The sequence below is a fragment of the Tenacibaculum maritimum NCIMB 2154 genome (assembly GCF_900119795.1).
In the GTDB taxonomy this organism is placed as follows: domain Bacteria; phylum Bacteroidota; class Bacteroidia; order Flavobacteriales; family Flavobacteriaceae; genus Polaribacter; species Polaribacter maritimus.
On sequence record NZ_LT634361.1, the window covers coordinates 2,220,134 to 2,242,407 of the forward strand.

Here is a 22,274-nt window from a genome sequence, read left to right on the forward strand (position 1 = left end):
TTCAATACAAACCTCTTTAAAAACAAACAGCGGTTGGTTTTGAGCTCATTCTATTTTAGTTTTTGAAGGTCTCCTAAAAAAACAAAAGCCCTAAAAAGGGCTTGGTTTTATATCTATTTTCGTAAAATTATAGGCTTGTACAACGGTTACTATTGTTGGCTTTAGTTTTTTAATTCATCAATTGTCTAAAGTTAGGTAAATCTTCAGGTAATTCATTTGTTATTGTTAGTTTATGAGAAAAATCTGTTGGTTCAAGTTTTAAAACTTTAGTATTGTCATCGATAGTTATTTTGTGGTTGCTTTTCATTTTAAAAATTTCTTTGTGTTCAAGATGAAAACTTTTAATGCCTGTTCCAATATCGACTATGAAATATTCACCATAATTTATTTGTCCGAAAGATTTATCATTCACAAGGACATTTACTTTAGTTGTAGTTCCGCAAGTTATAACAGGACAATAATAATGTCCGTTGTATATCATTATTCTTCCATTTCCAAGATTGTCTAAATTAACTTCTTGATATGGTAAATAGACATATTTTTTTTCTGAAACTAGTGGTTTTATAGCACAAGAAGACATAATAAGAATTACGCTTAATAGTACAATCTTTTTTATAATAGTTTCTGGTTGTTTCATTTTTTTTAGAATTAAAGTCAACGTTCTCGGCTATTAGTTTTTGCGTGAATTTAGGAATAAATTTTATAACAAAAAACTTAGGATTGAAAATCCTTTCGGGTTTTCATAAGTAGTCGAGAAGTAGCAAGTACTTATAGCCATTGTTACAAATAGTACTTCATCTAAAATTCGGTTCTTTTATCCCAAACATATATGTCTTTTGGTGTCATTTCATCATACCAAACCGTTATAAAATTCAAACTATCTTTTTCCCATGTTAATTCTTCTATCTTTATTGTATTACTTAATACTTCCTCTTTCGAATAAATATTAAGTAACTCTATTCTAAATTCAGTTGGTCCATCATTTAAAATAAAACTATCATATTTAAAAGGTTTTCCATATTTTTCAACTGCTTTTATTTTATTTAAAACCTTTAAGTCATTAAAAACTAAACTATCTTGAGTTTCCATTATTTCAATATCTTCCAATATGTTGCTTGGTAATTGTTTTCTCATTTTAGAATTTTTAGAGATGTTGTCACAACTAAGAATCAAATAAGACAAACAAATAATATATTTTTTTACCATAATTAATATTTGCTAAAGGTAGATCTTGTTATCATTGTATTTAATTCTGATATTATAAAATCTAAATGACGATCTCTTAATTCATCACCTACATTCATAAGACTGTTTTTATCCATAGAATAGGAAGATGAGTTGTATTCGTCACCATGACCTACAGCAATTGAATTTCCGGCGGAGTGTCCAAATTCATGAACAACAGGATATTGAAAATAGTTTTTACCTTGAATAATTCTTTTTTGTTTCGATGTATCTAAAGTATCTAAGTTCATTTCTTTAGAATACCATTTGACATTGCTTTTCATGAATGTCTTTGAAGGATTTTTTTTCACATTAACTTTCCAATGTTCTCCATATTGTACCCATTCAATATCAAAATTTACATCCCATCTTTTCTTTATATTTCTTATTGCAAAATCAGAAGTTCCTTTAACTTTTAAAAAAAAGTGTTCACCCCAACTATTCCAAATTAAATTATCTACTTCTTTATGGAATTTTTGTTTTTCCGAATATGTCCACCTTGAAGTATTCATAGAATTAAACCAAAAGTATCGCCATTTTTGTTTTATTAAAATTGTTCCTCGACTTTCTTCAATATGAATATCCATTCTGTCGGTATACTTTGAGTAATATCCCATAATCTCGTTCTGTATTATTTGTAACGTTCTCGGCTATTAGTTTTTGCGTGAATTTAGGAATAAATTTTCTAAGAAAAAACTTAGGATTGAAAATCCGCGAGTATTTTCATAAGTAGTATGGAAGTCAAAACAAGAATGGGGTTTAACAAAGCGGCTTGATCAAATTAGTCCCAAATTTATTAGGTAGTCCAACTTCATTTTTTGTACAGCGTTTTTTTGCCTCGTAAAAACGCTGTACAAGATTTCAACTTCGTTTTTTGTACAGCGTTTTTTTCCCTCGTAAAAACACTGTACAAGATGTTAACTTCATTTTTTGTACAACGTTTTTTTCTCTCGCAAAAACACTGTACAAGATTTGGAGTTGGTTTGCTGTACAAAGTTTTAGACATACTTAAAAAAGTTTGTACAGATTTGTGTTGAAAATCAATGGGTTATATTTTTAAGTTAAGATAATCATCCATTTTTTTTATGAGGGGACTGGGATTTTTATCATAGTATTTGGAGAGGATAGAGGAATTTTTAGGTTTATAAACTAAATGCTGCTTCCTTTTTAGAGAAAAAAACAAGGCAAAATTACGGTAGTACTTATATAATGGTTGCGCTAGTAATACCATGTTTTAGTTTGTAAATAGTGTAATTTTCTATGTATAAAAAACAAAAACCTTATCTTAGCTAGTGAAGTAATTGCAACTTTTTATTTTAAAGAATAAAAACATGTGATATCTTCTAACTTTTAAAATACTTAAGTCACCCAATTGGTCATTTTTATTGTATGAGATTTATGAAAAAACAAACATACTACTCCGTTTTTATATTCCTATTATATTTATGTCATAATAGTTTTTCTCAAAATGCGATGGGAAAACTCCGAGGGTATATTTATGATGCGTATGGATTTCCCTTGGTGGGGGCTACTGCTATTTTAGAGGGTACCGAAAAAGGAGCTACTACCAATATTGATGGTCTTTTTATTATTGAAAATATTGTACCGAATACGTATAATGTTACTGCTCGTTATGTAGGTTTTGAAGCTACTACAGCGTTTAATATTATTGTAAAATCTGTTGGAAATCAACCTTTCACTTTTACATTAAAAGAAAGTAGTAATACACTGAATGAGGTTCTTATCAAAAATAGCCAGGTATCCAAACCAAAAGAAACGCCGGTTTCTTTTCAAAAACTTTCTGCGGTAGAAATTGCTACTTATCCGGGGGAAATAATGATATCGTAAAGGTTGCCCAATCTTTACCTGGTATTTCGCCTTCGCCTGGTGGTTTTAGAAACGACTTAATTATTCGGGGTGGCGGTGCTAATGAAACGGTGTATTATTTAGATGGGGTTGAAATTCCTAACATCAATCATTTTAGTACGCAAGGAAGTGCTGGTGGCCCTGTTGGTTTGTTAAATGTTTCTTTTATGGAAAATGTAAATTTATCAAGTTCTTCTTTTGGTGCTCAGTATGAAAATCCGCTTTCTGGAGTTTTACAATTCAACCAACGTTTTGGTAATAGAAATACATTTGCTGGCAATGTTAGGGTAAGTGCTAGCGAAACGGCGCTTACTTTAGAAGGGCCTTTATTTAAATCGGATGCTAAAGAAAGTAATACTAGTTACTTAATTTCTGTAAGACGTAGCTATCTTGAATTTCTTTTTAAGTTGATTGGCTTGCCTATACGACCTAATTATTGGGACTATCAATATAAGGTTACTCACCAATTGGGAAAAAATGATGAACTGCATCTTATAGGCCTTGGTAGTGTGGATGATTTTTCTGTTGAAGTTCCTGCTAATTTTGACCAAGAGCAGCAGGCAACCTTAGAGCAAGCTCCTTTTATTGAGCAAAAAACAAATACGATAGGGCTTTCTTGGAAGCATCGTTTTCAACATAGTGCTAACTTTATTCGTACGGTTTTAAGTAACAATAGATTGCAAAATACGTTTACAAGGTTTGGGGATAATGAAAATGAAAAAGATCCTTTTTTTGTAAATGATGCTGTTGAACAAGAAACAAAACTGCGGTTTGCATACCATTCGTTTTTTAAGGGCTTTACATTAAAAACAGGTTTTAATGCTCAAATTTCAAACTATCAGAATACGACTTTTGACGAACGAAATGCTTTGCATTACAATAGTAATATTCGTTTTTTTAAATATGGTGCCTTTGCCAACCTTACCAAATCGTTTATAGCAAATACATTGGATGTTTCTATGGGGTTTAGGGTGGATGCAGATACGTTTACTCGTACGCGTTTTTTGGATACTTTTTCTCCAAGAATTGCTGTTTCTTATGAATTTATAGATACTTGGAAAATGAGTGCTTCTGTGGGTCGTTATTTTAAAATAGCTCCTTATACGATTTTGGGATTTAAAAACCAGCAAGGAGCTTTGGTGAATCAATATAGCAATTATACGCGTTCTGATCATTATGTACTGGGGCTATCTAAAGCGTTTAGCAAATCGGTAAGTCTTTCACTAGAGGGATTCTATAAAAATTACGACGATTATCCTGTTTCTATAAGAGATGGAGTGTCATTAGCTAATAAAGGAGCTGGTTTTGAAGTATTGGGTAATGAACCAATTGCTATGGTTGGTAAGGGGCGTGCTTATGGTTTGGAATTTTTATTTCAACAAAAATTGACCCGTAATTTTTATGGAATCTTGTCATATACGCTTTTTTATAGCGAATTTACAGGTCTTAATTCCAACAAATACCTTCCGTCTGTTTGGGATAGTAGGCATCTTATTTCTTTTACGGGGGGATATAAACTGCCTCGTAATTGGGAGTTAAGTTCTCGATGGCGATTTGCGGGAAAAACGCCTTTTGTTCCAGTAAATGTGGAGGCTTCAACACCTGTTTATCCTGATATTCTTTTGGATTATGATCGTTTGGGGGAAGAAAAACTGAATGTGTTTTCTCAGGCTGATGTTAGAATTGATAAAAAATGGAATTTTAGTAAACTTTCTTTAAACTTATTTCTTGAAATACAGAACGTACTTTTTCAAGATATTCCGAAAGCTCCTAAATTTGGGCTTTATCGAGATGCTAACGGAATGGTAACATCCCCTAGAACATTGCAAAAAATACAAGCGAGTAATAATGCACCTATTCCTGTGATAGGTATCGTTATAGATTTTTAATGTGACTGCCTATACAACGTTTTAACAACCTGATATTAAATAACTTTAAAATGGCTCCTCTATTGGATGTTCCTTAAAGTAATCTGATATTATTTTTCTTTTTTCATCATTAGACTCAAAGTTCTCTTGCTTTATCCAATAAAAAGACCCTCGATACCCGATCTTACTATCAAATGTATAAATAGCTATTTCTTTCTTCGGAGCAAATAATGTATGCATCGTATAGTCAGTATCTACCCGATGCTCTGTATTTTCATCAATTCCATCGCCATACTTAAAGAAAGTCAAAGACCATTTTGCATTTTTATTTTTATACAAAAAGCTGTCTTTTTGGATATAATTTACCACAAAGCTATCTACTTTAGTTTTATGTTTTTCGTTCTCTTTATCAAAGTTTTTTATCGCAAAAAAGTCATCTCTACTCAACTCATAATATTTTTTATTTTCTTTATAATGAGGAAATTCACCTATATCATTCGGTTTTAAATGGTATATCTTAAGACTTTTGTCTTTTTCTTTGGACTGGCATGCAAACAATAAGCCCATTATAAGCACCCCATAAAAAACCATCCCTTTTAAATGTTTCATATTAACTAATTTTACCATGACTCCTTTATTGGATGTTCCTTAAAGCAGTCTGATATTATTTTTCTTTTTTCTTTTACCACTGAATCTCCATCCTTAAAGTAGTAACCCGTTGCTATATACCCCTTTTGGAATCTCGAACTAAAAGAATAATAGCACCGCCGTTTTTCAAAAGCAAATAACGTATGTATGGTATAATCCGTATTATATGCATGTTTGGTATTTTTATCAATCCCATCACCATACTTAAAAAAAACCAACGACCAATAAGTGTTTTTATTTTTATACAAAAAGCTGTCTTTTTGGATATAATTTACCACAAAGCTATCTACTTTAGTTTTATGTTTTTCATTCTCTTTATCAAAGTTTTTTATCGCAAAAAAATCACTTCTAGTTTTTGAATACCATCCATATACACCAACCGTGTCCTTCTTTATATATAAACTATTCGGTTTTAAATGGTATATCTTAAGACTTTTGTCTTTTTCTTTGGACTGGCACGCAAGCAATAATACCATTATAAGCACCCCATAAAAAATCACCTCTTTTAAATGTTTTATATTAGCTAATTTTACCATGGCTCCTTTATTGGGTGTTCCTTAAAGTAATCTGATATTATTTTTCTCCTATTCTTATCTATTTTTTTAGGGGAGTACTCAATCCAATAATTAGACCCAATATACCCTACTCTACTGTCAAAATAAAAATTACATATTTCTTTTCTTTGAGCAAATAATGTATGAATGGTATAATCAGTATCTACCCGATGCTCCGTATTTTCATCAATTCCATCGCCATACTCAAAAAAGGATAAAGAAAATTCTGAATTTTTATTTTTATATAAAAAGCTGTCTTTTTGGATATAATTTACCACAAAGCTATCTACTTTGGTTTTATGTTTTTCATTCTCTTTATCAAAATTTTTTATCGCAAAAAAATCACTTCTAGTTTTTGAATACCATCCATATACACCAACCGTATCTTTATTTACATGAACAAGATTCGGTTTTAAATGGTATATCTTAAGGCTTTTGTCTTTGGGTTGGCACGCAAACAATAAGCCCATTATAAGCACCCCATAAAAAACCACCTCTTTTAAATGCTTTATATTAGCTAATTTTACCATGACTCCTTTATTGGATGTTCCTTAAAGTAATTTGATATTATTTTTCTATCTTCATGCACTATGGAATCTCCATCCTTAAAATAGTAATTAACTTTTTTATATCCCTTTTTATATCTTGAATTAAAAGAATAAGCAATTTGTTGCTTCTCAAAGGCAAATAACATATGTATGGTATAATCCGTATTATATGCATGTTTGGTATTTTCATCAATCCCATCACCATACTTAAAAAAGGTTAAAAACCACCTTGCATTTTTATTTTTATACAAAAAGCTGTCTTTTTGGATATAATTTACCACAAAGCTATCTACCTTAGTTTTATGTTTTTCGTTCTCTTTATCAAAGTTTTTTATTACAAAAAAGTCATCTCTACTCAACTCATAATATTTTTTATTCTCTTTATAATGAGGAAATTTACCTATATCATTCGGTTTTAAATGGTATATCTTAAGACTTTTGTCTTTGTCTTTGGATTGGCAAGCAAACAATAAGCCCATTATAAGCACCCCATAAAAAACCACCTCTTTTAAATGTTTTATATTAGCTAATTTTACCATGACTCCTTTATTGGATGTTCCTTAAAGTAATTTGATATTATTTTTCTATCTTCATGCACTATGGAATCCCCTCCTTTAAAATAATATGTAGGAATATGATCTCTTAAAGCAAATGAGTAAACAACTTCTCTCTTTTTAAAGGCAAATAATGTATGAATGGTATAATCAGTATCTACTCGATGCTCCGTATTTTCATCAATCCCATCACCATACTTAAAAAAGGTTAAAAACCACCTTGCATTTTTATTTTTATACAAAAAGCTGTCTTTTTGGATATAATTTACCACAAAGCTATCTACCTTAGTTTTATGTTTTTCGTTCTCTTTATCAAAGTTTTTTATCGCAAAAAAATCACTTCTAGTTTTTGAATACCATCCATATACACCAACCGTATCTTTATTTACATGAACAAGGTTTGGTTTTAAATGGTATATCTTAAGACTTTTGTCTTTGTCTTTGGGTTGGCACGCAAGCAATAAGCCCATTATAAGCACCTCATAAAAAACCACCTCTTTTAAATGTTTCATATTAGCTAATTTTACCATGACTCCTTTATTGGGTGTTCCTTAAAGTAATCTGATATTATTTTTCTCCTATTCTTATCTATTTTTTTAGGGGAGTACTCAATCCAATAATTAGACCCAATATACCCTACTCTACTGTCAAAATAAAAATTACATATTTCTTTTCTTTGAGCAAATAATGTATGAATGGTATAATCAGTATCTACCCGATGCTCTGTATTTTCATCAATTCCATCGCCATACTTAAAAAAAACCAACGACCAATACGCATTTTTATTTTTATACAAAAAGCTGTCTTTTTGGATATAATTTACCACAAAGCTATCTACCTTAGTTTTATGTTTTTCATTCTCTTTATCAAAGTTTTTTATCGCAAAAAAATCACTTCTAGTTTTTGAATACCATCCATATACACCAACCGTATCTTTATTTACATGAACAAGATTCGGTTTTAAATGGTATATCTTAAGACTTTTGTCTTTGTCTTTGTCTTTGGATTGGCAACCAAACAATAAGCCCATTATAAGCACCCCATAAAAAACCACCTCTTTTAAATGTTTTATATTAGCTAATTTTACCATGGCTCCTCTATTGGATCTTCCTTAAAGTAGTCTGATATTATTTTTCTTTTTTCTTTTACCACTGAATCTCCTTTTTTAAAATAGTAACCAGTGGTTTTATATTTTTTCTGATAATAAGTATCATTAGACTCAAAAGAATAATAGATTTCCCGCTTTTCAAAGGCAAATAGCGTATGTATGGTATAGTCCGTATTATATGCATGTTTGGTATTTTCATCAATCCCATCACCATACTTAAAAAAAACCAACGACCAATACGCATTTTTATTTTTATACAAAAAGCTGTCTTTTTGGATATAATTTACCACAAAGCTATCTACCTTAGTTTTATGTTTTTCGTTCTCTTTATCAAAGTTTTTTATCGCAAAAAAATCATTTCGAAGTAATTCGTAATACCTTTTATTTTCCCTATACTCTGGAAGTTCACTAATATCATTCGGTTTTAAATGGTATATCTTAAGACTTTTGTCTTTGGCTTTGGGTTGGCACGCAAACAATAAGCCCATTATAAGCACCTCATAAAAAACCACCTCTTTTAAATGTTTCATATTAGCTAATTTTACCATGACTCCTTTATCGGGTGTTCCTTAAAGTAATCTGATATTATTTTTCTTTTTTCATCATTAGACTCAAAGTTCTCTTGATTTATCCAATAAAAAGACCCTCGATACCCGATCTTACTATCAAATGTATAAATAGCTATTTCTTTCTTCGGAGCAAATAATGTATGCATCGTATAGTCAGTATCTACCCGATGCTCTGTATTTTCATCAATCCCATCGCCATACTTAAAGAAAGTTAAAGACCATTTTGCATTTTTATTTTTATATAAAAAGCTGTCTTTTTGGATATAATTTACCACAAAGCTATCTACTTTAGTTTTATGTTTTTCATTCTCTTTATCAAAGTTTTTTATCGCAAAAAAATCACTTCTAGTTTTTGAATACCATCCATATACACCAACCGTATCTTTATTTACATGAACAAGGTTTGGTTTTAAATGGTATATCTTAAGACTTTTGTCTTTGGGTTGGCACTCAAGCAATAATATCATTATAAACACCCCATAAAAAATCACCTCTTTTAAATGTTTTATATTAGCTAATTTTACCATGGCTCCTTTATTGGATGTTCCTTAAAGTAGTCTGATATTATTTTTCTATCTTCATGCACTATGGAATCTCCATCCTTAAAATAGTAATTAACTTTTTTATATCCCTTTTCATATCTTGAATTAAAAGAATAAGCAATTTGTTGCTTCTCAAAGGCAAATAACGTATGTATGGTATAATCCGTATTATATGCATGTTTGGTATTTTCATCAATCCCATCACCATACTCAAAAAAGGTTAAAAACCACCTTGTATTTTTATTTTTATATAAAAAGTTGTCTTTTTGGATATAATTTACCACAAAGCTATCTACTTTAGTTTTATGTTTTTCGTTCTCTTTATCAAAGTTTTTTATCGCAAAAAAATCACTTCTAGTTTTTGAATACCATCCATATACACCAACCGTATCTTTATTTACATGAACAAGATTTGGTTTTAAATGGTATATTTTAAGGCTTTTGTCTTTGGGTTGACACGCAAGCAATAAGCATAAAAAAATAAAAAAGGGAAAAAATCTAATAGTCGCCATAGCAAAAAAATGAAAAGTTAAACACCGAAGTAAATGGCTTTTTCCCACGTTGGTGTTGCAGTACCCACATATCAGTCAATCCTCCAATCCCTAATTTAGCAGCAGGAGAAGCCTTCGTCAAATCGCCTTCCGTAACTCCAAAATCGTCTCGTATTTCAACAGAAATTAAGGCTGCCCAATTGCATTTTTTAGGATTGTAAAAAATTGCCGACAAATTGACAATGAGTTTTTGAGTACCTCCTACTAAAATTTTTAACGTAGGGCTAGAATTCCATGAAAAACTAGGAGTTCTATAATCCTTCTCTTTTAACCCTACTTTCGCAAAATCTCCTCCATAAGCAAACATCAACTCTTTAAACTCGGTAGATATTTGCTTTATTAGGTTTTGTCCTTCAGGAGAATGTTTGATTGCATGAGAAAGACCTCCATCATCATACCACATTTCTCCTTGTTTGGTCATAAAATGATTTACAAAATCCTTGGCATAATAAGCAGCATCCGCCTGATCTATATGTTTTTCCCAATAAGCCCCTGCATAAATTCCTGTCTTTAAGGTCAACTCTAAATCAAAAGCCAAATAAGCATCGCTCATAAAACGAGTAGGAGCTACCAAGGTTTTTACCAAAGCACTGTTGGGTTTTTTACTTCGAGAAAATTGAAAATCAGGCCCTCCACTACTAAACTTACCAATATTCAAAAGTTCATGAGGTAACTTTCCTTGCACAGTGGCAGCAATGCTATCCAAACGGAATCCTAGTTTATCAACTTTTTTGTAATCAGGAGAAGTCTCTCTCTCTATTTCATGAATAAGACTTCGGCAATCTCTTAAATCAAATGTAATCATACGTGTTCTTTTTTTACATGGCATTCATTTTTGCACCATTACTAACTTATTTCTTTTTACTAAAACAAAAAAACAAGAAACAAACGAATCTTAAAATCAAAATGATCAAAAAAAAGAGCTGTAAGGTGCTGTAACAAAGCTACTAAAAATAAGATTAAAATTATTTTCATATTTTTTATAAAAAAAAGAAACCTAAAACCAAAAACCCTGATTATTAACATGTTGAATTTTAAGCTACGTAAAAACACCGAGCCAAAACCTAGTAAAATTACGTAGCTTTTTTTTTATAAATCAAGTAGAAAACAGTAGAAAAAACACCTAAAAAAACAATCTTTTGCGTAAAAAAAACAGTAGAATTTTGTTTTCAAAAAGAGTACATTCAAAATTGATGCCTAGCACTATGCCAAAAAAATTTATTTTGTAAAAACGAGGCTTCTTTCACCTAACTTAAAAACAGCATGATTTTTATGCTCAATAACACCATTACTGTATCCTTATTTCTTGGTGTATTCACAAGTTATTGAGCAATTTTATTATTTTTATTAAAACATGGAATAGCCGGCCTATCTATTCTTTATTCGTATATTTCAACAAGGAGTTTTTTACCCTTATAAGAAGCTTACTTTCTCTTTTTTCTTAGAGGAAAAATAAAGCCCCATTTGCCTAAAGCATTATTATTTTACTTACCCCCTTCTTTTATTATAAAAACAGCGCCATTTTACTAGTAAATTATGGCGCTTTTTTTTGAAATAACTGTATGCAGGTAGCAATTCCCATTACCAAAACGCAACCTAACAAATTTAGCCACAAATAAGGCAACCAATCAACATACCAAACCAATACAATAAGTATTTGAGTAATGATTGCGGCTATAAATACGGCATTTCCTTTGACAAATTTCACAAAAAAAGCAAGTAAAAAAATTCCCAATACATTTCCATAAAAAATAGAACCTATAATATTTACTAACTGAATTAAGTTGTCAAATAAATTAGCTACACAAGCTACTAAAATTGCCAAAATTCCCCAACCTAATGTAAACCATTTTGACGCTTTCACATAATGCTCTTCACTCCTATTAGCCGCTACATTTCTTTTATACAAGTCAATAGCCGTAGTACTTGCAAGGGCATTTAGCTCAGAAGCGGTAGATGACATTGCTGCAGATAAAATTACCGCTAGTAAAAGACCTATTAAACCTCTAGGCAAATTGTTTAATATAAAATGAATAAACACATAGTCTTTATCATTTGTTTCTACAGAAGCATCTGCCTTTTTTATGATTTCTTTTGCCGCATCTTTAACTTCAGCATCTTGTTCATTTAAAGCTTTTATACTAACCAATTCATTGGTTTGTATTCCATTAAGCAGTAACTCTTTTTTACGTTGCTCTATTTCTTGATGCGTTTCTTGAAGTTGTTTATAGGTTGTTGCATACGCTGATGAATAGACCGCCTCATTAGCTTTCGGATTAAAATTCAATGGCGAAGGGTTGAATTGGTAAAATACAAATACCATTACCCCTACTAATAAAATAAAAAACTGCATTGGCACTTTTAGCAATCCATTAAAAATCAACCCCAATTGACTTTCTCTAGCTGATTTTCCTGATAAATATCGTTGTACTTGGCTTTGATCTGTACCAAAATAAGAAAGCATTAAAAAAGTTCCTCCAATTAACCCTGTCCAAACAGTATAACGATTGCTAAAATCAAATGAAAAATCCAATACATTCATTTTTCCACTTGCTCCTGCAATTTCCAACGCTTTTACAAATGTAATCTCTTTAGGTAGGTATTGCATTACCAAATAAAAAGCAATTAACATTCCTAAAAAAATAATAATCATTTGTTGCTTTTGCGTAACATTTACCGCTTTTGTACCTCCTGAAACTGTATAAATAATTACTAAAACTCCAATAATGATGTTTAAGCTTATCAAATTCCAACCCAATACTGCTGATAAAATTATTGCAGGAGCAAAAATGGTAATTCCTGCTGCCAAACCGCGCTGCACTAAAAACAAGAACGCTGCTAGGGTACGAGTTTTTAAGTCAAATCTGTTTTCTAAAAATTCGTAGGCTGTATATACTTTTAATTGGTGATAAATAGGTATGAACACCATACAAATAACAACCATGGCAATTGGCAGCCCGAAATAAAATTGTACAAACCCCATTCCACTATGAAATGCCTGTCCTGGGGTTGATAAAAAAGTAATTGCACTTGCTTGAGTGGCCATTACCGATAGCCCTATGGTCCACCATTTAGTATCATTCCCACCTCTTATATAATCGTCAACACTTGCATTTTTTCGAGTTACATAAGTTCCGTATCCTACAATAAATACTAGTGTAATAGATAAAACGATCCAATCTAATAATTCCATTTCTAGAAATTTTATAAGGTGAAATAATTTGTAATTACATAAAATAATAATATGTACACTACATTAGCTATTAAAACGGCTGTATATTCTTTTTTCCAAATATATTTTTGTCCACTCATAGTATTAGTACACTATCTTTTTTTATAAAAATCGTCTGTCAAAGCTGTTTTACTCAATGTTATTTCTTCAAAAACAGTAGGCTCCTTTGCTGGTTCTAATGGAGCTCCATTTTCATCTCTTTTATACCATGTCATTGACTTCGGTAACAATACTCCGTCCACTTCTGTCCATGCTCCATATTTTATCAACTTTACAGTATCACTTGCTTTTTTGCTAAAAAATGTAACGGTGTATCCCAACCATTCCATTTGATAAGTCTTAGGATTGTAATATAAGTAATAATTATCTTCAGGAGAAACTCCTACTCCACTATTGTATGAAATTTTAATTCCAGGATAGCTAACTCCTTCAAAAGTAATCGGTGCAGCTTCTTCATATACAATACCATCATCCGCTAAAATAAACGGCATTGCGTAAAAGTAAAAATACAAATTGTAATAAAAATCTGCATTTCCCTTAAAAGAAGCAGTATCTTTTTGCTGTACCCACGGCTTTTTTCCATCAAAACCAATTGTATAATCAGTTCCCGCTATCAATGCTTTTCTACTATATAAATCAGTAGTATGCTCCTCATCTCCTTTTCTAAAAGACAGTACTTTTTTTTGTTTCCAAGTTGCTAACCCACCATGTTTTTTAAATACTTTTACTAAAGCCTCTGGATACCCTTTATAAACATTAGCTTCTGTTGCTTGTTGCTCCTTTTTTGCTGTTGCTTTTTCTTTTTTAGCACAAGATGCAAAGCCTATCATAGCTACTATTATAAATACAGTTATTTTTTTCATTGTATGATTATTATGTTTTATTAAACACTCGGTCGGAATTCAATAATAAACTTACAATGAAAACTAACAAATAATGCAGTCATTTAAACTTTTTGCTTGGAAGCTAAAATTAGGGGAAAAGTGAAACCAATTTGTAGGCATCAGAAAAAGTTTAAATGACTGTAATTTTAATTTATCAATTGATAACTATAAAAATAAAAGTCTTTTCTTCTTTAAAAATAGTTTCAAATTACTACGATTATAAAACGAGCTTTTAAAATAACCAAACAATACTAATCATCATGTTTTGAATGCGCTGAATACGTCCTCCATTTTTCCAAACAAGTAGTAATATCGTCTGGTACTTCTGAATCAAATTGTAAAAACTTACCTGTTACCGGATGCGTAAACCCTAATGTTTTTGCATGCAGGGCTTGCCTTGGCAATGTTTTAAAGCAATTTTGAACAAACTGCTTGTATTTTGTAAAAGTAGTTCCTTTTAAAATTTCATGCCCTCCATAACGTTCATCGTTAAAAAGTGTATGCCCAATATGCTTAAAATGTGTTCTTATTTGATGAGTTCTACCTGTTTCTAATTTACATTGTACTAAGGTAACATAAGTCAATCGTTCTAATACTTTAAAATGTGTAACAGCATGCTTTCCATAATCTCCTTCAGGAAAAACATCCATTTGCAAACGATTTTTAAAACTTCGCCCAATATTTCCTTCAATGCGTCCTTCGTCTTCTTCAATATTCCCCCAAACAAGCGCATAATATAAGCGTTCAGTAGTACGATCAAAGAATTGCTTTGATAAATGTGCCATGGCAAATTCTGTTTTAGCAACTACTAATAACCCACTGGTATCTTTGTCTATTCTATGTACTAAGCCGGGGCGCTCATTACTATTACTTGGTAAATTTTCTATATGATGAATAAGCCCGTTAACCAAAGTACCTGAATAATTTCCATGCCCAGGGTGCACTACCATTCCTGCTGGCTTATTTACCACAATTACAGCATCGTCTTCATATACGATATTCAAAGGAATGTTTTCTGCCACTAATAAATTTTCTGGAGGCGGATACGAAAGTACTACGCGTACTACATCATTTGGCTTTACCTTATAATTTGACTTTACAACAACATCATTTACTAATATGTTTCCTGCTTTTGCTGCTTGCTGAATTTTATTTCTGGTTGCATTTTCTATAAAATTCATTAAAAATTTATCGACTCTTAAAGGCACCTGCCCTTCACTAGCAGTAAATCTATAATGCTCATATAAATCATCATTTTCTATTTCTTTATTCGTATCTTCCTGCATAAAATTCTGCTTACTCTTTTATCAAATTATTGTAAGATATGATATCGTGGTTAATGATTTCCATCACCTAATATCAAATCTATTGTACTATTTTTGGGTAGTTTTCCTCCTATTTTTAATTCTTTTCCTTTATATTTTAGCCCTCTTACAACATCTTTTCCTATATCTTTTACATAGCTATAGTTGGTACCTACTAAAAAACCTATAGAGCGTAAATGCGTAGTGGCTTGCCTTTTGGTACGTCCATTTAAATCTGGGATTTCAATATCTCTGTACTTTGACGGATTTAAGGTGATGTATATTTTACGTTTTTCTTTTACCAAATCTCCTACCTCTGGATTCTGTTCTATTACCGATTTTGCTGGGTAAGCAGGATTATAGCTTGCGGAATCAAGTACTATAAAATCTAATGTAAGCTCTGCTAATTTTTGTTGTACTTCTTTTAAGGACATTTTGTGCAAGTCAGGCACCTGTATTTTTTGGTTGTGATTGGTTGTATTTCCTAACCACCACTGTAATCCGAAAACAAATAACAATAGTCCTACAAATGCAATGACTAATTGTTTTAAAAATAATTTACTTTTTATAAACTGTATAAAACTCATAGTTGTTTTTTTTAGCTGCACAAATATATAAAAACTAAACGTTGGTCTTTCAACTTATATTTTGATAAATTTGCTATTACCAAATTTTAATCATGAAAAAAACTATTGCCATTGTCACGGGAGGGTATTCTTCGGAAGTAGAAATATCTTTAAAAAGCGGAAATGTTGTTTACCATCACTTAAATAAAGAGCTATATACTCCTTATAGGGTGCTTATTTTTACTGAAAAATGGGTTGCTTTAGATGACCAAGGAAATGAGTATGCTATTGATAAAAATGATTTTTCTTTTAGTCTTGGCAATCAAAAAATAATATTTGATTGCGTGTTTAATGCTATTCATGGAGCACCTGGTGAAAATGGAGCCCTTCTTGCTTATTTTGATTTGATAGGAATGAAACATACTTCAGCTCCTTTTTACCAAATGGCATTAACCTTTAACAAAAGAGATTGCCTAAGTGCTGTAAAACAATACGGTATTCCTACTGCTACTGCTGTTTACCTTAATAAAGGAGAAGCTATTAATATTACTAAAATTATAGACAAAGTAGGGCTTCCTTGTTTTGTAAAACCTAATAATGCTGGGTCAAGCTTTGGAATTTCTAAGGTACATAAAGCAGCAGAAATGCTTCCTGCTATAGAAAAGGCTTTTCAAGAGGATCGTGAAATTTTGATAGAGTCTTTTTTGGATGGCAAGGAAGTTTCTGTCGGTGTTATTCAATACGAAGGAGCTACAAAAGTACTCCCTATTACTGAAATCATATCTGAAAATGATTTTTTTGATTATGAGGCTAAGTATGAAGGAAAATCCAAAGAAATTACACCTGCTCAATTAACTCAAGAAACTACTCAAAAAGTGCAAGAAATTGCTAAAAAGGTATATACTGCTTTAAATATGCGTGGGTTTTCTCGTTCTGAATATATTTTGGTTGACGGAGTTCCTCATTTTTTAGAAATGAATACAGTGCCTGGAATGACCGAAGAAAGTATTTTACCACAACAAGCAAAAGCTGCCAATATTAGTTTAGCTGATTTATTTGGAAATGCTATTGAAACTTCCTAAGTATTTCAATATATACAGTAATTTATTTACTTTTATATCATAATCCTTTTCTTCTTTTTTTTGAAGAATATTAAACGAGACTAACAGACATGAAAAAAGCAGTTTTCCCAGGTTCTTTTGATCCTATTACATTAGGGCATATAGACATTATTAAGAGAGCAATACCTCTATTTGATTCCATTGTAATTGCGATTGGTGTAAATACCGATAAAAAATATATGTTTTCTATTGAAGAGCGCAAAGCTTTTATTGAAAATGCCTTTGCTGAAGAACAAAAGATAACGGTTGAAACGTACCAAGGGTTAACCGTTGACTTTTGTAAAAAAATGAATGCTGATTTTATTTTGCGCGGGCTTCGAAATCCTGCCGATTTTGAATTTGAAAAGGCCATTGCACAAACTAATCGTAAGTTATCAGGAATAGAAACGGTGTTTTTATTAACGAGTGCTGAAACTTCTTTTATCAGTTCTTCTATTGTTAGAGATGTTATGCGTAATGGTGGAGATGCGTCTCTTTTAATTCCCGATGCTGTTTCTAATCGTCAATAAACAATACGATTCTTTTTATAAAAACTTAAATTATTAAAGCTCAAATTCCACCTATAGGATTTGGGCTTTTTTTTGATTTTTTAGCGAAAAAAAACGACGCAATAAATCCAAACTCCGCATTGCTATTGAAATCAACATATAGCTCAACAGAGTTTGGATAAATTACTTCCTTTTATATTTTAAAACTTTCCTACATAAAGTAAACAAGTACAAGAACTACTATCGCTGTAATAAAAATAAAGGGGAATCCTAATTTAAAATAAGACAATAGTTTTCTATTATCTACAATATTTCGGTACACTAGTAATATAATTGAACTGGTAATAGAAATGTAACTAAGAATAATAACAGACTCTAAAAACGTATTATATGGCAACTTAGGTAAAAGGGAATTAGAAAAAAAATTGAATGCCACTACGGTTAACAACAAAGTAAATCCGATATTCAATTGATCTGTATAGGATTTAATCCAAAAAATAACCCAAGATGAAAATACTATCAAAAATAAAGGAAAAAGAACTTGCCATAAATAATAACCTGCTTTTCTTTTAAATTTAATTACGAAGGACGCTCTAGAATACGCATCTTCTTTGTTATTTGAGCCTTCAAAAAAACCTCCTTTATATTTCATTACCTTTATCTTAGCATAGTGTTCTTTAATTTTCCATTCAGGATCTATACTACTAAAAGATGCGTCATAAAACAAATCAGGATCCACAAATACAAGCTCATTTTTTTTGTATAAAAAAGATTCAAAATTTATTTCAAAAACCTGTGTATCAAAAGGAAATGTAATTAAATTCATCTTAGAATGAAAAGAACAATTAAAGCGCCTTCTAAATACAACAAAGCCATCTTCTCCAATCGTTAAAACTTTATTATCTATAATAACGTCATCTAGCTTATTCATAAATTCTATATCAGGCATCCAAAAAAAGTCCTTTTTTAATTCTTCTATTTGATTAGCGTAATATATAGCACTACCTTTTGTAAACTTTGTATTTTTAATGTCAGCTTTACTAGCTTTCCATTTTAGAACTAAATATCCATCAACTTGAAAAGTCGAATTGATCGTTTCTATATCATATATCTTATTTATATAAAGTTCTATTGTTACTTGCTTTGCCTGAGCTAATAACGAATTAAAAAAAAAGAAACAAAAACCAATAAAAAATACATTTCTAATTTTCATACTATTTACTAAGTTAAATATTGTTGATTTTTAAGTACGTAAATGCACTATTGCCACTTTAAATAATCCTACTATTAACTCACTATAAAACCTACCAAATAACATTTTAACATACTGCAAATTAACTACACTCATAAAGTATAGCTACTTTATTGTACTCATGAACAATGGGCTAGGTAAATATGTTTCGTTAAAACTAAGTATAGACAATTGCTTTAAAAACTTCTATTACATTTTTTAAATAGGCTGTAATACATAACCAAGTATCAGATTCTTATTCTCTTTTTGATGCATCAAAATTACTTGGTTAATTAGAAATTTCTTTTCTTGATTAGACTTATTCTTAGATTGATTATAAATCATAGACAAGACTCCGTATTCAAACCATGGACGAACAACTTTTAAAACAGCATATTCTACTCTGCGGTTTTTATGAAAAAATAATTTAGCATCAGTTTTAACTGAATAGTTACTTAATAAAGTAATATTAGTTTCTCCAACAAATGTTTCTATCTTATTTAATGATTGGTTGGCAAGTACTTTTTTAATTAAGCCACATTTTAAATTTACTTCAAAAGATTTTTTTGTACAATCATAAAGAGCTAATTCATTAGAATAAAAATCATCTAACCCTTGAGTTAATGGATAAAATTTGGTTTTATCTTTTTTGTAAATTGTATTAAATATTTTGTTAAAAGAGTACAACTTGTTTAACTGCATTCTTGCAGAATCTGCATTCGTTGATTTTGAAGACAAAAACGATAATGAATTAGAATCAATATTAAAAAATACCCGTTCATAAAACAAATGCCTTTTCTCGTAATCAGATAATTCAAGATCAGCTATACGAGACAAAACCTCAGCATAAGTAGGGGCTTCATTGTTTATACGGTTGCTTTTGCTAATATGGCTTGCTTTGCAACTTGTACAAAGCAATACACCATAAGTTAGTAGTAGTAATATATATACTCTAGTGTTTGGGGGTTTTAAGAAGTGCATGTAACGGTATATTCTATTATTCTTCTGTATTTTTACTCTTTTCTTTATATTGATCTCCTTGTATATCTGATCCTGTAATTAAAATACCTAATGAAGAAGTTATTCGTTCAATAACACTGTAAAGTATTCCAGAAATCATTCCTCCAAAAAAAGCAAAAAGGAACTTTCCAAAGTATATTTGAGAGGTTTGGATTTCTGGAATATTAATATATAGAATTTCAGAAAGTATGAATCCAGAAAAAATTCCTTCAATTAAATACTCTATTCTAAAAGACTCTATTTTTTCACTAATTAAAGAATGTAATAATCTAAAAGATGTACCTAAGCCAGAAATAACAATAGAAAACATCAAATTGTAAAATAACATATAACCAGAGCTATCTAAAATAGTTACTTGACTACTTTTTTCATTAATACTCTCTAAAATAGCTAAGGCTACAAATAAGAGTAAAAATACAGCCGCAATTACAGAGGCTTTGGTTGTTTCTCCTGTTTTAAACAAACCATTAACATTGCCAAAAATAGATTTTCTATTACCATCAACAATGGTTTCTAGCTTTCCTTTTATAAGGATTAATTTATTTAAAGGAAATGACTCTCCTACATTTAAAGCTTGAACATCTTCTACTATTTCATTTGGAAGCTCAACACTTTTAATTTTTATTGCTCTTGAAAATATACGATTAATGCGCTTTATTAAAAAGTTTCTATACCTCTTATTTGTATCTATTGTCATTTATTAGTAGCTTTTATAGTTTTTCTTATAATGACTTATTCTAAAACTTAAGGCAATACCGTATGCATATAGTTTAAGAAAGTTTAGTCAAATGGTTTGATTATTATATTCTTTAATTAGTAATTTTTTTATGTAAAATCTGAAATATCAGGATTGGTGTTAGGAATCACAGGGTTTTTTTCACATACAAATCCAATTAATTGCATTCCTTTAATTTCAATAGCACCTTCACTTACATTCGTTGTCAGCTTGCTATCAGATTCTTCTCTGTTATAGTTTGCCGAAATAGATATGGGACCAAACCCTGCTTTGGTTTTGGTATCTAACTTGCTTTCACTTTCTTTTAACGCTTTAGCAAGAGAAGAAGATTCTATAGTAACATCTTTAATAAAAACAGCTGATCTTGACAAAAAAGGAAATTGACCTTTAGGAGGTGTTTGCCCATCTGAAAATAACGTTATTGGCGAGTTCTTTGAAAATCTCCAACCTGAGCTTCTAACAAACTCTGGTGAAAACCAAGGTCTCGAAATTGGTGCTTGAGCAAGTGAAAAAGTAATTTTGAATTTTTCCTCTTTTAGATCCAAAGAAGAATTTTTAGAAGAATAATTAGTCTCATTTGATCCTGAAAAAAGCCCCCAACGTGCTTTTACATCAGTTTCTAAAGATTGTGAAATTTTATTTTCATGTTTATCTACCTCTTCTTTATTAAAGGTGAATTTTGTCCAATTATTTTCTGTAAGAAAAGTAGCTGGATACAAAGTTGTTTGATAAAAATCTGTTCCTGAAGTAGGGTTAGTTATTTTCGCATTTTCAAATTTAGTTAATAAGTCTTTTTTATAAACCTCTAAATTTCGTCGAGTTATAGAATCAATTGCAGCAACAATTTGCTGGTATTCATTTTTAAACCCTTGAGAAACCCAAGCATCATACGCTGCATTTACTTTTTGACGAAGAATCTTACCATTTAAAGAAAATTCTTGTACAGCTCTGGCATCAGTACTATTTAAAGCATTTAATTTTAACGAGTTAAAAGAAACCAAGGCATCTCTATAATGACTCTCGTATTCTAAGTATGCCTTTTTTAATTTACCATCTACTACTTTCGTCTTTTTCTCACCTGTAATTATATCCTCAAATTCAACTGTTTCAGAGAGAAGCTTTCTAAATCTATCTATTTTTTTCTGTTGATCTTCTGTTAATTCTTGATGTGCTACTTCTGAAAATCTTAAAAGGATATCATAAACAGCATTAATACTTTCACTTTTAGGAGAATATATTAATTGGGTTTTTGCGTCATCTATAAATTTACCTGCTGCAGGAATGGCATTCACTAAATTAGCAAAATTTTCTGCCGAAATATATCGTTCTCTAACAATATCAGCCTTTTCTCTTCCTTTTCGATCTCCCAATCCTTGTTGGCTTCCAAACCCATAAAGGTTAAAATCCAAATCTTCAAAAGAAAAAGGTATTCCTGGCATAACCCAAGACACAGCGAAATCACTTGAAGATAGTTGATCTGTTCCTGCTGTTATAGTTTTAAAAATTTTTGATAATAAAGACTGAACGACTTGTTCTGGTTTATAGTCCATAGTAGTTATTTTTGATTTAATGATTAAATAATTTTCAATTTATTTTTACTAAAATACCTTGTAAAAACCTGTTTTTTTTTAAAAGTTTAAAATACTAAGTGCTTTAGCTT

General features: G+C 30.7%; 25 protein-coding genes. 4 read left to right on the top strand and 21 right to left on the bottom strand.

Annotated elements, in window-relative coordinates; all coding sequences use genetic code 11:
- Positions 1-169: 169 nt before the first annotated feature.
- The 3 genes from MARIT_RS09870 to MARIT_RS09880 form a co-directional block, all read right to left on the bottom strand.
- Positions 170-637 (bottom strand): hypothetical protein, encoded by a 468-nt coding sequence (locus tag MARIT_RS09870; protein ID WP_100211424.1) that lies wholly within the window; start codon positions 635-637, stop codon positions 170-172.
- Positions 638-798: 161 nt separating this feature from the next.
- Complete coding sequence (locus MARIT_RS09875; RefSeq protein ID WP_024742564.1) at positions 799-1,134, bottom strand: hypothetical protein; 336 nt, start codon at positions 1,132-1,134, stop codon at positions 799-801.
- Positions 1,135-1,208: 74 nt separating this feature from the next.
- The gene (locus MARIT_RS09880; protein WP_100211425.1) at positions 1,209-1,811 is read right to left on the bottom strand and encodes a hypothetical protein; all 603 of its coding nucleotides are present in this window, start codon (positions 1,809-1,811) and stop codon (positions 1,209-1,211) included.
- Positions 1,812-2,622: 811 nt separating this feature from the next.
- On the opposite strand from MARIT_RS09880, the gene MARIT_RS15765 reads away from it, so the two are divergent.
- Together MARIT_RS15765 and MARIT_RS09885 are read left to right on the top strand one after the other, a co-directional pair.
- Complete coding sequence (locus MARIT_RS15765) at positions 2,623-3,072, top strand: carboxypeptidase-like regulatory domain-containing protein (RefSeq protein WP_197706275.1); 450 nt, start codon at positions 2,623-2,625, stop codon at positions 3,070-3,072.
- Positions 3,073-3,095: 23 nt separating this feature from the next.
- The gene (locus tag MARIT_RS09885) at positions 3,096-4,979 is read left to right on the top strand and encodes a TonB-dependent receptor plug domain-containing protein (protein ID WP_231975215.1); all 1,884 of its coding nucleotides are present in this window, start codon (positions 3,096-3,098) and stop codon (positions 4,977-4,979) included.
- Positions 4,980-5,024: 45 nt separating this feature from the next.
- Here the strand turns inward: MARIT_RS09885 and MARIT_RS09890 are convergent, their stop codons facing one another.
- The 14 genes from MARIT_RS09890 to MARIT_RS09955 all read right to left on the bottom strand — a co-directional run bounded on the left by MARIT_RS09890 (position 5,025) and on the right by MARIT_RS09955 (position 16,039).
- Positions 5,025-5,567 (bottom strand): hypothetical protein, encoded by a 543-nt coding sequence (locus MARIT_RS09890; RefSeq protein ID WP_157926243.1) that lies wholly within the window; start codon positions 5,565-5,567, stop codon positions 5,025-5,027.
- A gap of 11 nt (positions 5,568-5,578) precedes the next feature.
- Positions 5,579-6,142: a hypothetical protein gene (locus MARIT_RS09895; protein ID WP_100211427.1), complete on the bottom strand. Its 564-nt coding sequence runs from the start codon at positions 6,140-6,142 to the stop codon at positions 5,579-5,581.
- The gene (locus MARIT_RS09900; RefSeq protein WP_100211428.1) at positions 6,136-6,690 is read right to left on the bottom strand and encodes a hypothetical protein; all 555 of its coding nucleotides are present in this window, start codon (positions 6,688-6,690) and stop codon (positions 6,136-6,138) included. The genes MARIT_RS09895 and MARIT_RS09900 overlap by 7 nt, the downstream gene beginning before the upstream one ends.
- Positions 6,684-7,247, bottom strand: a complete 564-nt coding sequence (locus tag MARIT_RS09905) for a hypothetical protein (RefSeq protein ID WP_100211429.1) — start codon at positions 7,245-7,247, stop codon at positions 6,684-6,686. The genes MARIT_RS09900 and MARIT_RS09905 overlap by 7 nt, the downstream gene beginning before the upstream one ends.
- On the bottom strand, positions 7,241-7,774 hold the full coding sequence (locus MARIT_RS09910) for a hypothetical protein (RefSeq protein ID WP_157926244.1): 534 nt from the start codon (positions 7,772-7,774) through the stop codon (positions 7,241-7,243). The genes MARIT_RS09905 and MARIT_RS09910 overlap by 7 nt, the downstream gene beginning before the upstream one ends.
- 11 nt (positions 7,775-7,785) lie before the next feature.
- A complete protein-coding gene (locus MARIT_RS09915; protein ID WP_100211431.1) occupies positions 7,786-8,352 on the bottom strand; it encodes a hypothetical protein in 567 nt (188 codons plus the stop codon).
- The gene (locus tag MARIT_RS09920; protein WP_157926245.1) at positions 8,346-8,900 is read right to left on the bottom strand and encodes a hypothetical protein; all 555 of its coding nucleotides are present in this window, start codon (positions 8,898-8,900) and stop codon (positions 8,346-8,348) included. Before MARIT_RS09920 ends, MARIT_RS09915 begins: the two co-directional genes overlap by 7 nt.
- An 11-nt stretch (positions 8,901-8,911) precedes the next feature.
- Positions 8,912-9,466 (bottom strand): hypothetical protein, encoded by a 555-nt coding sequence (locus MARIT_RS09925; protein ID WP_100211433.1) that lies wholly within the window; start codon positions 9,464-9,466, stop codon positions 8,912-8,914.
- Positions 9,460-9,948, bottom strand: coding sequence for a hypothetical protein (locus MARIT_RS09930; protein ID WP_157926246.1), 489 nt, complete (start codon positions 9,946-9,948; stop codon positions 9,460-9,462). Before MARIT_RS09930 ends, MARIT_RS09925 begins: the two co-directional genes overlap by 7 nt.
- A 31-nt stretch (positions 9,949-9,979) precedes the next feature.
- Positions 9,980-10,837, bottom strand: coding sequence for a hypothetical protein (locus MARIT_RS09935; protein ID WP_157926247.1), 858 nt, complete (start codon positions 10,835-10,837; stop codon positions 9,980-9,982).
- A gap of 729 nt (positions 10,838-11,566) precedes the next feature.
- Complete coding sequence (locus MARIT_RS09940) at positions 11,567-13,225, bottom strand: sodium:solute symporter (protein ID WP_100211436.1); 1,659 nt, start codon at positions 13,223-13,225, stop codon at positions 11,567-11,569.
- Positions 13,226-13,356: 131 nt separating this feature from the next.
- Positions 13,357-14,127: a DUF6503 family protein gene (locus MARIT_RS09945; protein WP_024741442.1), complete on the bottom strand. Its 771-nt coding sequence runs from the start codon at positions 14,125-14,127 to the stop codon at positions 13,357-13,359.
- A gap of 272 nt (positions 14,128-14,399) precedes the next feature.
- Complete coding sequence (locus MARIT_RS09950; RefSeq protein WP_100211437.1) at positions 14,400-15,434, bottom strand: RluA family pseudouridine synthase; 1,035 nt, start codon at positions 15,432-15,434, stop codon at positions 14,400-14,402.
- A gap of 50 nt (positions 15,435-15,484) precedes the next feature.
- Positions 15,485-16,039: a PASTA domain-containing protein gene (locus MARIT_RS09955; protein ID WP_024741444.1), complete on the bottom strand. Its 555-nt coding sequence runs from the start codon at positions 16,037-16,039 to the stop codon at positions 15,485-15,487.
- A 92-nt stretch (positions 16,040-16,131) separates the two neighbouring features.
- Between MARIT_RS09955 and MARIT_RS09960 the strand changes: the two genes are divergently transcribed.
- Positions 16,132-17,100, top strand: a complete 969-nt coding sequence (locus MARIT_RS09960; RefSeq protein ID WP_100211438.1) for a D-alanine--D-alanine ligase — start codon at positions 16,132-16,134, stop codon at positions 17,098-17,100.
- Between the two features lie 89 nt (positions 17,101-17,189).
- Positions 17,190-17,648 (top strand): pantetheine-phosphate adenylyltransferase, encoded by a 459-nt coding sequence (gene coaD, locus MARIT_RS09965; protein WP_024741446.1) that lies wholly within the window; start codon positions 17,190-17,192, stop codon positions 17,646-17,648.
- Positions 17,649-17,838: 190 nt separating this feature from the next.
- Here coaD and MARIT_RS09970 read toward each other — a convergent pair whose 3' ends face one another.
- The 4 genes from MARIT_RS09970 to MARIT_RS09985 form a co-directional block, all read right to left on the bottom strand.
- A complete protein-coding gene (locus MARIT_RS09970; RefSeq protein WP_024741447.1) occupies positions 17,839-18,840 on the bottom strand; it encodes a ligand-gated ion channel in 1,002 nt (333 codons plus the stop codon).
- Positions 18,841-19,077: 237 nt separating this feature from the next.
- On the bottom strand, positions 19,078-19,839 hold the full coding sequence (locus MARIT_RS09975; protein WP_157926248.1) for a hypothetical protein: 762 nt from the start codon (positions 19,837-19,839) through the stop codon (positions 19,078-19,080).
- A 16-nt stretch (positions 19,840-19,855) separates the two neighbouring features.
- A complete protein-coding gene (locus MARIT_RS09980) occupies positions 19,856-20,575 on the bottom strand; it encodes a hypothetical protein (RefSeq protein WP_024741449.1) in 720 nt (239 codons plus the stop codon).
- Between the two features lie 128 nt (positions 20,576-20,703).
- Positions 20,704-22,164, bottom strand: a complete 1,461-nt coding sequence (locus tag MARIT_RS09985; RefSeq protein WP_100211440.1) for a hypothetical protein — start codon at positions 22,162-22,164, stop codon at positions 20,704-20,706.
- Positions 22,165-22,274: the final 110 nt, after the last annotated feature.